The 12,336-nt window shown below is 70.9% G+C and carries 13 protein-coding genes; 3 read left to right on the top strand and 10 right to left on the bottom strand.

Annotated features, from left to right (window positions below):
* From DLJ58_RS28865 to DLJ58_RS28825, 9 genes are all read right to left on the bottom strand, one after another.
* Positions 1–921, bottom strand: a 921-nt coding sequence (locus DLJ58_RS28865; RefSeq protein WP_124861017.1) for a CE1 family esterase, incomplete at its 3' end; no start/stop codon positions are given.
* A gap of 68 nt (positions 922–989) precedes the next feature.
* Positions 990–2,351, bottom strand: coding sequence for an RICIN domain-containing protein (locus DLJ58_RS28860; RefSeq protein ID WP_124861015.1), 1,362 nt, complete (start codon positions 2,349–2,351; stop codon positions 990–992).
* Positions 2,352–2,627: 276 nt separating this feature from the next.
* Complete coding sequence (locus DLJ58_RS28855; RefSeq protein ID WP_425271355.1) at positions 2,628–3,212, bottom strand: DM13 domain-containing protein; 585 nt, start codon at positions 3,210–3,212, stop codon at positions 2,628–2,630.
* A gap of 66 nt (positions 3,213–3,278) precedes the next feature.
* On the bottom strand, positions 3,279–4,118 hold the full coding sequence (locus tag DLJ58_RS28850) for an S-methyl-5'-thioadenosine phosphorylase (protein ID WP_124861013.1): 840 nt from the start codon (positions 4,116–4,118) through the stop codon (positions 3,279–3,281).
* 45 nt (positions 4,119–4,163) lie between these two features.
* Positions 4,164–4,589 (bottom strand): hypothetical protein, encoded by a 426-nt coding sequence (locus DLJ58_RS28845; RefSeq protein WP_124861011.1) that lies wholly within the window; start codon positions 4,587–4,589, stop codon positions 4,164–4,166.
* Positions 4,586–5,752 carry a molybdopterin-dependent oxidoreductase gene (locus DLJ58_RS28840; RefSeq protein ID WP_244219177.1) on the bottom strand — a complete coding sequence of 389 codons (1,167 nt, stop codon included), beginning with the start codon at positions 5,750–5,752 and terminating at the stop codon, positions 4,586–4,588. Before DLJ58_RS28840 ends, DLJ58_RS28845 begins: the two co-directional genes overlap by 4 nt.
* Positions 5,749–6,462 carry a class I SAM-dependent methyltransferase gene (locus tag DLJ58_RS28835; protein WP_425271354.1) on the bottom strand — a complete coding sequence of 238 codons (714 nt, stop codon included), beginning with the start codon at positions 6,460–6,462 and terminating at the stop codon, positions 5,749–5,751. Before DLJ58_RS28835 ends, DLJ58_RS28840 begins: the two co-directional genes overlap by 4 nt.
* Entirely contained in the window at positions 6,459–7,139 is a 681-nt protein-coding gene (locus tag DLJ58_RS28830) for a TIGR04282 family arsenosugar biosynthesis glycosyltransferase (RefSeq protein WP_124861007.1), read from the bottom strand. Before DLJ58_RS28830 ends, DLJ58_RS28835 begins: the two co-directional genes overlap by 4 nt.
* Entirely contained in the window at positions 7,136–7,813 is a 678-nt protein-coding gene (locus DLJ58_RS28825; RefSeq protein ID WP_124861005.1) for a glycosyltransferase family 2 protein, read from the bottom strand. Before DLJ58_RS28825 ends, DLJ58_RS28830 begins: the two co-directional genes overlap by 4 nt.
* Before the next feature lie 147 nt (positions 7,814–7,960).
* Between DLJ58_RS28825 and DLJ58_RS28820 the strand changes: the two genes are divergently transcribed.
* On the top strand, positions 7,961–9,325 hold the full coding sequence (locus tag DLJ58_RS28820; protein ID WP_124861003.1) for a hypothetical protein: 1,365 nt from the start codon (positions 7,961–7,963) through the stop codon (positions 9,323–9,325).
* Here the strand turns inward: DLJ58_RS28820 and DLJ58_RS28815 are convergent.
* Positions 9,297–10,376 (bottom strand): NAD-dependent epimerase/dehydratase family protein, encoded by a 1,080-nt coding sequence (locus DLJ58_RS28815; protein WP_124861001.1) that lies wholly within the window; start codon positions 10,374–10,376, stop codon positions 9,297–9,299. The two genes, DLJ58_RS28820 and DLJ58_RS28815, sit on opposite strands and share 29 nt — an antisense overlap.
* A gap of 159 nt (positions 10,377–10,535) precedes the next feature.
* Between DLJ58_RS28815 and DLJ58_RS28810 the strand changes: the two genes are divergently transcribed.
* Positions 10,536–11,231 (top strand): response regulator transcription factor, encoded by a 696-nt coding sequence (locus tag DLJ58_RS28810; RefSeq protein WP_124860999.1) that lies wholly within the window; start codon positions 10,536–10,538, stop codon positions 11,229–11,231.
* Complete coding sequence (locus DLJ58_RS28805) at positions 11,224–12,240, top strand: sensor histidine kinase (RefSeq protein ID WP_124860997.1); 1,017 nt, start codon at positions 11,224–11,226, stop codon at positions 12,238–12,240. The genes DLJ58_RS28810 and DLJ58_RS28805 overlap by 8 nt, the downstream gene beginning before the upstream one ends.
* Positions 12,241–12,336 lie beyond the last annotated feature (96 nt).

Genomic DNA, 12,336 nt, shown 5'->3' with positions numbered 1-12,336 from the left:
GGGAGTGGTGGGCGGCACGGTGGACCCGAACTGGGCGAAGAAGTTCCAGACCTCCTGCTTGACCCAGCTCCGCGCGCCGCTCTCACAGCCGGCGCAACCGTCCACCGGGCCCTGCTGGTGGCCGCCGTCGAAGGCGGCCCAGAGCACCGGGTATCCGGCCTGGCAGGAGTACGCGGTGGTGATGTGGGTCAGGCTGCCAGCCCTCGGCTCGGGCGGGCTCTGCGCGGCGCAACCGTTGTTGCGGACGAACCTGTCGCGCAGCGACCGTCCGCTGGGGATGTTGTCGTTGATACCGTGGATCCCCAGGTACGCGACCGGTCCGGTGCCGCCGCTGCATCCGCTGATCGCCCCCGGGGCCGCGATTGCCGCGACCGCGCGGAACACCGTCGGTCGGGAACACGCCAACGAGTAGCTCATCGCGCCGCCGTAGCTGAACCCGACCGAGAAGCGTTGTGTGGTGTCGACGCAGAGAGCGTTGTCGATCATGCGGATCATGTCGTCGGTGAAGGTGACGTCTTCACCGTTGGAGTTGCCCCAGCCGTTGTTGAGGCCCTGCGGGGCGACGAAGATGGTGCTGTTGTTCGCCTGCGACTGCATGCCGTAGTAGGCCCACGCCGCACCGTCGCTTCCTCCCGACGCGACCTGACTGGCGGTGCCGCCCAGCCAGTGGAACCCGAAGGCCAGCCGGTGGGCGTAGGTGTTGTTGTAGCTGTCCGGCAGTCGAAGGATGAAACTACGGCTCTTCCCACCGCTCTGGATGGTGTGGGTGCCGCTGTTCAGCCCGGGCGCCTTGCCGCAGCCGGCAGTGGTGGCCGCCGCCGCCGGTGCGACGGTCGTGAGAACGTACGTTCCGACGGCGATCAGAACCATGACCGCCATGGCTGCCCCCAGCCAGGGGCCGGAGAGTTTGCGAAGCGGCACGGTTGCGCCTCCTTGCGAGTGGTTGAACATCCGTTGGACCGGTCCCCTCTGCGGGAACCTCGTCGGGCTCAACTCCGGCTCCAGCGTTGGTTGGCCGCGCCGGTGCAGTCTGAGATCTGCACGCGCGTGCCGTTGGCCGTGCCGTTGCCGACCAGGCTCAGGCAGCGGCCCGAACCAACTCCGGTGATCGAGCCGTCGGCGTTGAACCGCCACTTCTGGTTGGACTGGCCGTTGCAGTCCCAAATGATCACCGAGCTGCCGTTCGCGGTGCCGGCGCCGTTGACGTCGAGGCACTTGCCGCCAAAGACGCGCAGCTCCTGGGCGGCGGTCGAGGTCCAGCTCTGGTTGCTCTGACCGTGGCAGTCCCAGATGATCGCCGCCGCGCCATTGGTCTGCGAGGCGCCGTTGACGTCGAGGCACCGTCCGGAGGACGTGCTGCGCAGGGCCGACGTGTCGCTCGGCGGCGGGGTGGTCGGTGGCGGAGTGGTCGGCGGCGACGTGGGATCGGTGCCACCGAACTGGGTGAAGAACCTCCACACCTCGCCCTTGGTCCAGGTCCTGGCGCCGCTGTCTCCGCCGCCGTCCACCGGGCCGGGGGTGTGCCCGCCGTCGAAGGCTGCCCAGACCACCGGATAGCCGGACCGGCAGCCGGAGTAGGTGGTGGTGATGTGGGTCAGACTGCCCGCCCTCGGTTCGGGTGGGCTCTGGGCGGTGCACCCGTTGTTCCGGACGAACGTGTCACGCAGGGACCGTCCGGCGGAGATGTTGAGCACCGAGTCCCCGAGGCCGTGGATCCCCATGTACGCGACTGGCTGGGTGCCGCCGCTGCACCCGCTGAGCTGCCCACCGGAGTAGACCGCGACAGCGCGGAAGACACCCGGCCGGGAACAGGCCAGCGAGTAGCTCATGCCCCCGCCGTAGCTGAAGCCGAGCGCGAAGCGCTGGGTGGTCTCGACACACAGATCGGCCTCGATCAGGCTGATCATGTTGTCCACGAAGGTGACGTCCTGGCCGCCGGGGTTGGCCCAGCCGTTCCCGTTGCCCTGGGGTGCGACGAAGATCGTTCTGTTGTTCGCCTGCTGCCGCAGCCCGTAGTAGGACCAGGCCGCCCCGTCGGACCCGCCGCCGTCGACGTCGTTCGCGGTGCCGCCGTTCCAGTGGAACCCGAAGATCAACCGGTAGGGGTGGTTCCTGTCGTAGTTGTCCGGGATCCTCAGGATGAAGCTGCGGTTCTGGCCGTTGCTCTGAATGGACCGCTGGCCACTGGTCAACGTGGGCGCCTTGCCGCACCCGGCGGTCGCCGCGGCCGCTCCGATGTCCGCGGCCGACGCGGTGGTGCTCAGACCACCGGCCAGTGCCCCTGCGCTCACGGTCACGACGACGGCCGCCGCCGTCGCGAGCAATCCAAGGATGGGTCTACGTCTTGTCATGAAGGGGCTCCCGCCATTCGGCACGAACTGGTTGAAAGGGGTCCGCGGCCGACCGGCTCATCGACGCAGGTTTCCGCCGCTGGTCTCGCCGCCCGCGCGGGACCACTCGGCAATCGATTCGACAGTGGTCACCTCGCGCGCCCAAACATCACGAGACCGTTCGACCGACGGTGCCGGAGCACCTGGCTCGGCGTCGAATCGATTCGTTCCGACGCTAGATCGCACAGTGAAAGATGTCAATGCCGTGTCCGGCAGGTTGCGGGCCGGTCGGGCCGGTCAGGCGCTTGCGAGATCGGCCGCGCCGAAGGAGACCGCGAACCGCTTGCACCAGATGGAGACGCTCCGGAAGTCACCTGGATCCACCGACGCCGGTAGCTCGTACACCTGGTTGCCCTTGTTGCCCTTGAGCTTGGCCAGCTCGACCCATTCGCCGTCGTCGAACACCCGCCAGCCGGCCGTGCCCCGGATGACCGGTTGGTCGGTCAGCCACACCCGCAGGTCCGGGCCGTTAGACGTGTCCAGGTCGCGGATGACCAGCTGGTGGCGCCCGTCGGCGAGCCGATGAATCTCGGCACTGCCGGTCGTCCGGTGCTCATGGGTGACGAACTCGCCGGTGGTCAGGATCTCGTTCGCCGCTGGGGTGGCTGCGGAGGTCGCGGGGGCCGGCGTCGCGGACCCCGGGGTCGTGGACGCCGGGATCGGCGCGGCCGAGGTCGTCCCTACGCGGGGAATCGCTTCGTCGACGTAGGTGTCGGTGAAGAGCTTCCACGGCTGGAACCAGTAGAGGGCCAGCATCGCCACGACGACAGCGCCGGCGAGACCGGCTCGGACCACCGGCGACCGGAACATCCGTTTTCCCACCCCCGCAGCGTACGGCCGTAGCCGCCGTCGAACTGTTCGCGAACCCTTTCGGAACTCTTACGACCGTCACCCCTGCGTATCTACCAGCGCCTGTCCGCACGGGCAGGCTCCCTGGTCCTCCGGCAACGCCTTCACCACGTCGGCGAGCAGGAGGCGCAGACGATCGATGTTCCGGGCGAAGACCGCGAACACCTCCTGCTGGGTCACGCCCTGACCGACCTCGACGCCGGAGTCGAGGTCGGTCACCAGCGACAGCGCGGTGTAACACAGTGCCAGTTCGCGGGCCAACACCGCTTCCGGGTGGCCGGTCATACCGACGACCGACCAGCCCTCCTGGCCGTACCAGAGTGATTCGGCACGGGTGGAGAATCGGGGCCCTTCGATGACGACCATGGTTCCGCCGTCGACCGGCTGCCAACCGGCCGCTCGGGCGGCGTCGAGGACCGTGGCCCGTCCGACCGGACAGTAGGGGTCGGCGAAGGGCACATGAACGACCTGGGGGAGTTTCCCGTCCGCACGGGGCTGTCCGTCGTAGTAGGTGTGCTCCCGGCCGCTGGTCCGGTCGACCAGTTGGTCCGGTACGACGAGGGTCCCCGGGCCCAGATCCGGACGCAGGCCGCCCACGGCGCCCGATGCGAGCACCTGGCGGACGCCGAGTGCCCGCAGCGCCCACAGGTTCGCCCGGTAGTTGATGCGGTGTGGGGGGAGGGTGTGTCGACGTCCGTGGCGGGGCAGGAACACCACCGGCCGCCCGGCGACACTCCCGACGGACAGCGCGTCGCTCGGCGGTCCGTACGGTGTGTCGATGGTGACCTCGGCGACGTCGTCGAGGAACTCGTAGAACCCCGATCCGCCGATCATGGCGATCGGCGGGCGATCGGTCGTGCTGAGGTCTCCTGCTGACATGTGTACCCCTCCTGGGCGAACAGTGAAGAACGGGTGGGGGCCGACTCAGCGACGGTCGGTTCGTCGGTCCGTGACGCGTCGGTCGACAGTGGTGGCGACGACCAGGACGACCACGATCGCGGCCCAGAGGACAGCCAGCCCGACAGCGAGCCCCAGCGGGTAGTCGCGGTCCGGTAGGCCCGGGTTCGGAGGCGCCGAGCGTGGTCGCCACAGCAGGGGCACCGCGATCAGCAGCAACGTGGCGCTGGCCATCAGACCCGCGGCGATCCACGCCAGACGTAGCCGGTTCCTCACCAGTCGACCCAGCGCCAGTCCGACCAGTCCGACCAGCGGCGCCACCAGGACGTCGTGCAGCACCGGGCCGCCGATCAGCCACGGCAGGGCGGTGCCGAGCTGGGGGAAGAGCAACCAACCGCCGTACGCGGTGGCCGCGGAACCGACCACGAACAGGAGCAGCCGGACGGTCCTCACCGCAGCACCTCCAGCCTTGCCACCCACTTGGTCTGCAAAACGCCCGGCCGGCTCGGCGCGATGAGTCGGCAGGGGTAACCGTGGTCGGGCGACAGCTGCTCGCCATTGATCCGCAGGGCGAGCAGGGTCAGCGGGTCGCGGGCATGGGGCGCAGGGAGTGTGCTGGCCGCGTACAGGCCGTCGGTTTCCAGTGAGCTGACCCGAACCGGTCGACCGGTCGGTGCGCCGGCCCGGCGCAGCAACTCGACGACGGGCACGCCGGTCCAGTGGGCCGAGGCGCTCCAGCCTTCGACACAGGCGATCGGCAGTTCTGCCGTGCGTTGCGGCAGGGCCGCCAGGTCGGCCAGGGACAAACTGTCCCGCCCGCCCGGCCAGAGAATCTCCAGTCGCCAGTCCGGGGGAACGGCGATGCGCGCGGCAGCCGCCGTACGGTTGATCGGTACGCCCTGCGGCCCGGACGCGGAACGCCACGCCAGCGGCGACACCCGACGTAGCCACGGCACTGTGACCCCGGCGGTGGCCAGCACGGCGATGCCTGCGACGCCCGCCGAGGTACGCAGGAACGCGCGTCGCTGCGCCGAGTCCGGATCGTCAGGCCCCGGTGCCGCGTCCCGCACCGCTCTCCTGCGTCGCAGTGGCGTGCTCAGCGCCGAGCGAGCGACCGGGAGCTTCACCGCGACGTGTAGCAGCAGCGCCCCGACCACCAGCCAGGCGACCGCGTAGTGCGCCGTCGGGAAGAAGAACCCCCACGGGTACGACTGGGCGACGTTGAACAGGCCCGTGACCAGTTCGAAGAACGCGGCGCAGACCAGCACCAGGACGGAGATCCGTTCGAGGGCGTGGGCGGACAACCGGATCGGCTGACGCAGGGGCGGACGGACAAATAGTCGGGGGTAGACGCTCCACAGCTTGGCCAGCAGCAACGGGATCGCCGCGACACCGGAGAGCACGTGAACGCCCTGGGTGACCCGGTACAGGTTGACCGGTCGGGTCGGCCAGGTGAACCAGCCCGGCGGGTGCTGGATGTAGTGACTGAGCAGCCCGGTGCCGAAACACAGCCCGAACGCCACAGCGAGCCAGAGGCCGAGGCGTGCGGTGACCAGCGGTGAGTGCGAGGGCGCGGTGAAGTCCTCGGGGGCGGGGACGCGTGGCCGGCGGATCACGAGCGTGCCAACTCGGCGAACCAGCGTGGACCGAATCGGAAACGGTCGGCGACGCGCAGGCCGGCAGCGGTGGCGGCACGGGCAACCGCCTCCGCCCCGACCCGCGCCCATCGAAACGCCGGCCCCCGCAGTTCCCGATCACCGGACGATTCGGACAGGACGTACGCCTGCCCCTGCCACAGCCCGGCACCCGGGGGCTCCACCTCGACCACCAGCGTTCCGTCGGCCGCGATCAGGGCGCCGCACCGGCGCAGCAGGCGGACCGGGTCGCCACCGATGCCGATGTTGCCGTCGACGAGCAGGGCGTGCGCCCACCTACCCTCGCCGGGAAGGGGTTCGAAGACGTCGCGTCGTAGGGCCACCACACCCCGGCCCTGGGTCAGACGTACCGCCTCGGCGGAGATGTCCACCCCCAGTGCGACGAGGCCGCGCTGGGCGAGTGCACTGGTCAGGCGGCCGGGGCCGCAGCCGAGATCGATCGTGGGCCCCGTGCAGCGTGCGGCCACGGACTCGATTTCCGGTTCGGGCGGGCCGTGCCAGCGCCGTACCGGCAACAGGTCACGTCGCCCGTCGGTGTGCACCAGCCAATGGTCGGGTTGGGTGGCAGCCCTCGGGGCGACCGGCGTGCCGTAGGCGTCCTTGTCGGCGGACCACCCGCCGAGTCTGCCCAGCACCACGTCGAAACCGTCGAGACTGATAGTCGAATTCACCGGGGGCGTCCACTCAGCAGATGGTCACCTACCGACGCGACGGCGTCCGCGAACCGGGTGCCGGGTAGGTCAGCCGCTACCGCCAGCGCCGACGACCAGTCGTCGACATCCCGCAGCAAGGGCAGGAGCGTCGGTTGTACGCCGTGCCCACGCAGCGCGGCGAGGGTGCGGCGCCCGGTGTCGTCGGTCGACATGGGTACGTCGCGCAGCGCGCTCGCGTACCTCGGATCGCGTAACCCGAGCGCCCACCAGCCGCCGTCCAGCGCCGGTCCGAACACCGCCTCGTGTTCGGCGAGCCGCTCCAGCGCGGTGGTTAGCAGGGCCGGCCGGATCTGCGGGGTGTCCATGCCGATCTGCAGCACCGGCCGGCCGGGAAATGCCACAGCGGTGTCGGCGTGGGCGTTCGCGAGGCGGTCGGCGAACGTGCCGCCGCGCTGCGGAAGCAGGTGCCAGCCCACCAACGCGGCGGCCAGCTCGGCGCCGTACTCGGCATCGGCGAACCGACCGGTATGGGCCAGCACGGGAATGGTCGAGGTCGTGGCGCGCACCGCCGCGAGGGTGTCCAGCAGCGACGCCGCCGCGATCCGGGCCGCCCGGGTGGGATCGGCGGGCGGGCAGAGGCGCGTCTTGGCCTGCCCGGGGACCGGTGCCTTCGCGACCAGGAGCAGGACGTTCACCGTCCACCACCGGCGTCGGCGCGCAGCACTCCGGCGAAGTCCCGGGTCGCCCGCAGCGTGCCCCGGACCGACCCGGAGACCTTCGAAATGGTGCCGACGGCCCGAGGAGCGTACGCGACGTCCAGTTCGAGGATCCGCCAACCCGCTCCGGCCGCGCGCAGCAGCAACTCCAGGGGGTAGCCGAACGCGCGGTCGTTGACGCCGAGGCCCAGCAGCGCCGCCCGGCGGGCCACCCGGATCGGGCTGATGTCGTACACCGGCACGCCGCGACGCCGCAGCAGGGCCGCGACCACCGCGTTCCCGGCGCGGGCATGCCACGGCCAGGCATCTGCCGAGACCGGCCGACGCCGCCCAACGGCGAGATCGGCCCGCCCGTCGAGCACCGCCGAGACGAGCCTGGGCAACTCGGCCGGGTCGAACGAGCCGTCCGCGTCGAGCACGCAGACCAGATCCGCCTCCGCCGCCAGCAGGCCGGCGTGCACGGCCGCGCCGTACCCGCGTCGCGGCTCGTGGACGACCTCAGCCCCGTACTCGGCCGCGACGACCGGCGAACCGTCGGTGGAGCCGTTGTCGACCACGATGGCGCGGTAGCCGGGTGGCAGCCCGCTCAATACGGCAGGCAGTGCGGCCGCCTCGTCCAGACACGGCAGCACCACGTCGATCGTTGTGTGCATACCGGCGACGCTAGGCCCGCCACCGGCCGTCCGGACGACGGTTTCTCCTTACGAATCGCTTACGCGGCACGGGATCTTACGACTCGCTGACGTCTCACCGTCTGGCCGTCGAATGCCTGGTGGGAGGTCGTATCGTCGGCCGTCACCATGACCATGATGACCAGGCCGGGACGAACCCGGTCCGCCGACCTGATCGTCGTCGGCGCCGAGGTGGCAGTGCTCGCCGTCGCCGTCGCCGTCGGCGCCCTGCTCAACCATCAGGGCGTACGGCTGCACGCCGACGCTGCGCCGCTGTACGCGAGTTGGCAGCCCCATCTGGGGCTCGGCACCCCCGCCGCGCTTCTCGTCGCGGCGCTGTTCGTCTGGCGGGGCGTGCGCTGGGGGACCGACACGCCGTGGCCGCGGCTGCTGGCGGTCGGCTACCTCGCCTCGCTGCTCTGGACGCTGTCGCTGGCCCTGGTGGACGGCTGGTCCGCAGGGTTGACCGAGCGGCTCACGGTGCAGGCCGAGTACCTGCACGAGGTGCCCCGGGTGACGGACGTCGGCATCATGCTGTCCGGCTTCGCCGACCGGATTCTCGACTTCCAGCCCGATTCGTGGTCCACCCACGCTGCCGCTCACCCACCGGGAGCGTTGCTGTTCTTTGTCTGGCTGGAGCGGATCGGCCTGGGCGGCGGGACCGCCGCCGGGCTCGCCTGCGTGCTGCTCGGCGCCACGGTGTCGGTGTCGGTTCCGGTGACGTTGCGGGCACTCGGCGTCGAGGACGCGGCCCGGGCGGTGTGGCCGTTCCTGGTGCTCCTCCCGGGGGCGGTCTGGGTGGGCGCGTCCGCGGACGGGATCTTCGCCGCGGTGGTCGCGGCCGGGCTGGCGTTGCTGGCGATGGGTGGCCGGCCGGGGGCCGCACTGGGCGGGTTGCTACTCGGCTTCGCGCTCTACCTGTCGTACGGGTTCGTCCTGGTCGGGTTACTCGCGTTGACAGTGGTGCTGCTCCGGGCGCGGGACCGCCTCGGCGTGCTCCTGGTCGCGGCGACGGCGGTCGCGGTCGTCGTCGCCGCGTTCACCCTGGCCGGCTTCTGGTGGCTGGACGGCTACCACCTGGTGGCGCGTCGTTACTACCAGGGCTGGGCGGCGGAACGTCCGTACGGCTACTGGGTCTGGGCGAATCTCGCCGCCCTGCTGCTCTCGGCCGGCCCGGTGGTCGGGCCGGCGCTGCGGCGGGCGGTGTCCGCCGTGTCGATCCGAGCACCGCAGCCACCGCTCGCGACGACCCTCCGGCGGCGGATCGCCAGCGCCGGGCCCACTGTGTGGTTGCCCATCGCGGCGACGGCGGCGGTGCTCGCGGCGGACCTGTCCGGGCTCAGCAAGGCCGAGGTCGAGCGGATCTGGCTACCGTTCGCCGTCTGGCTGCTGGTCGCCACCACGCACCTGCCGCACGGCCACCGACGGTGGTGGTTGGCCGCCCAGGCCGCCACGGCTCTCGCCGTCAACCACCTACTGTGGACGGTGTCGTGACCGATGCCGGATCCCGCATCACCGCAGTGGTGAAGTCGGCGATGCCAGCGGCGAAGCCGACTCGGGCGGTGAAACCGAGCACCCGGGTGGCGCGCGCCGGATCGGCCACGACGTGCCGTACGTCCGCCGCCCGCCCGCCTCCGACCGTGATCGGCGGTGGCCCACCCATCGCCGACGCCAGCTCGTGGGCCAACTCGCCGACGGTGTGTGGTTCGCCCGAGCAGACGTTGATCGGGGTCAGGGGATCCGGTGCCGGTGTCGTGAGAGCCAGCAGGTTGGCCGAGGCCACGTCGGTCACGTGCACGAAGTCGCGCCGTTGCCGGCCGTCCTCCAGCACCCGGGGCGGTCGTCCGGCGGCCAGGGCCGACCGGAAGATCGACGCGACCCCCGAATACGGGGTGTCACGTGGCATTCGCGGACCGTATACGTTGTGATAGCGCAGGGCCCAGACCGATCCGCCGGTCTGCCGGGCCCAGGCACCGGCGAGGTGTTCCTGGGCCAACTTGGTGGCGGCGTACGTGCTGTGCGGCTCCAGCGGCGCGTCCTCGGGCACGAGACCGGGGGAGAGCGCCTGGTCGCAGCGAGGGCAGGTCGGCTCGTACCGGCCCTCGGCCAGGTCGACGACCCGGCGGTTGGCAGGCCTGACGATTCCATGGGTGGGGCAGTGATAGCGGCCCTCGCCGTAGACCACCATCGAGCTGGCCAGCGCCAGTCGGCGCACCCCGGCGGCGTGCATCGCCGCGAGGAGGGTGGCAGTGCCGAGGTCGTTGTGCGCGGCGTACCGGGGGGCGTCGGCCGGGTCGATGCCATGGCCGACCATGGCCGCCTGATGGCAGACCGCGTCGACCCCGGCCAGTAGCCGGGTCAGCAGTTCGCCGTCGCGTACGTCGCCGACCACCAGGTCGTGCCGCTCGGTCCAGGGCGGCGCCGTCGCACCGTGCGCCTCAGGCAGCAGCGCGTCCACGGCCACCACTTCGTGCCCGGCGTCGGTGAGCAGGTCGGCGACGTGTGAGCCGATGAACCCGGCCGCACCGGTGACAAGGATCCGCATTCCGGTCACCGTATGACCTCGCGTACGCCCGAGCGGGTTTCCGGGTCCAGCCGTAAGAACCTCGCAAGGTTTGCTGGTGCGGGTGGAGTCTGCCGCGTGGCTACGCTGGGCCGATGGACATCTGGGCGAGACGTTGACGGGGCGGAACGGGGAAGGTCCGTGACACAGCGCGTGCTGGTGGTCGACGACGATCAGACCGTGAGCGACGTCATCCGTCGTTACCTCGAGAACGACGGTTTCCAGGTGAGCCTCGCGGCCGACGGTGCGGCGGCACTGGCAGCCGTGGAGCGGCAGGCGCCACACCTGGTCGTGCTCGACCTCATGCTGCCGCTGATCAACGGTCTGGAGGTGTGCCGGGCGCTGCGGGTACGGCCGGACGGCGTACCGATCGTCATGCTCACCGCGCGCGGTGACGAGTCCGACCGGGTCCTCGGGCTGCAACTCGGCGCGGACGACTACCTGACCAAGCCCTTCTCACCCCGGGAACTGGTGCTGCGGGTCCGTTCGGTGCTGCGGCGCGCCGGCGGTGGAACGCCACCCGAGCGGCCGGAGGCGCTCACCGACGGCAACCTGGTGGTGCACACGGCCTCCCGAACCGCCCGCCTCGCCGGTGCGGATCTGGCCCTGACGTTGCGCGAGTTCGACCTGCTCGTCCACCTCATGCGACATCCGTCCCGGGTGTTCGGCCGGGCCGAACTTCTTGAGCAGGTCTGGGGCTGGAACTTCGGGGACCACTCGACCGTGACCGTGCACGTACGCCGGCTGCGAGAGAAGATCGAGGCCAACCCGGCCGATCCGCAGCGGATCGTGACCGTCTGGGGCGTCGGCTACCGCTACGAGCCGGCCGATGCGTGACGTACTCCTGATCTTCGCGATCGCCCTCGGCGCGGCACTCGGCATCGGGCTCGCCGGTGCGGTGCTGCTCCGCGCGCTTCGACGCAGCTCGATCACCGTGCACCTCAACGTGCTGCTCACCACCACTGTGGTCGCCGTCGCCGTCGGGGTGATGGCGGTCGCGGAAGCGATGTTCCTCTCCGCGCACGACCTTGAGGTGGTTCTGATCACCGTCGCGGCGGCAGCGGTGGTCAGCATCGCCGTCGGCGGGCACTTCGGCCGGCGACTGGCCCGCGCCGCGGTCTGGCGCGACCAGGCCCGGGAGCGGGAACGGCAACTGGAGAAGGGCCGGCGCGACCTGGTCGCCTGGGTCTCCCACGACCTGCGGACCCCGCTCGCCGGGCTGAGGGCCATGGCGGAGGCGCTGGAGGACCGGGTGGTGCGTGATCCGGACACGGTCGACGAGTACCACCGGCGCATCCGACTGGAGACCGACCGGATGACCCGACTCGTCGACGACCTGTTCGAGCTGTCCCGGATCAACGCGGGAGCGTTGCGGTTGTCGTTGACGGCGGTGCCGCTCGGAGAGGTGGTCTCGGACGCGCTGGCCAGCACCATCCCGTTGGCCGACGCTCGCAGGATCAAGTTGATCGCCAGCGAGTCGGGGTGGCCGACGGTCGCCGCGAGCGAACCGGAGTTGGCCCGGGTCGTGGCGAACCTGCTGCTCAACGCGGTCCGCTACACCCCGGCCGACGGCACCGTACGCATCGAAGCCGGCCGGGAGGACGACCACGCCTGGCTGTCGGTTGCCGACACCTGTGGCGGCATTCCCCCGGCCGACCTTCCCCGGGTGTTCGACATCGCGTTCCGTGGTGAGCCGGCCCGTTCGCCCGGCCCCGGCGACGGTGGGGCGTCCGGAGGGCTCGGCCTGGCCATCGTTCATGGCCTGGTGGAGGCGCACGGCGGTCGGGTCGAGGTGCGCAACACCCCCGACGGTTGCCAGTTCATGGTCCGCCTGGCCACCGCCTGAGGCCACGTTCGGCGGCGCTGTCGGCCAGCTTCTCCCACACCGTGCGCAGGGCGTACCCGTCGTCTCCCAGGCCCGTCGACGGCTCTCAGCAGTCGA

The sequence above is a fragment of the Micromonospora arida genome, from assembly GCF_003857035.1.
Lineage (GTDB): Bacteria > Actinomycetota > Actinomycetes > Mycobacteriales > Micromonosporaceae > Micromonospora > Micromonospora arida.
The sequence above is the reverse complement of the archived record's forward strand: the minus strand, read 5'-3'. Positions and strand labels throughout refer to the sequence as shown.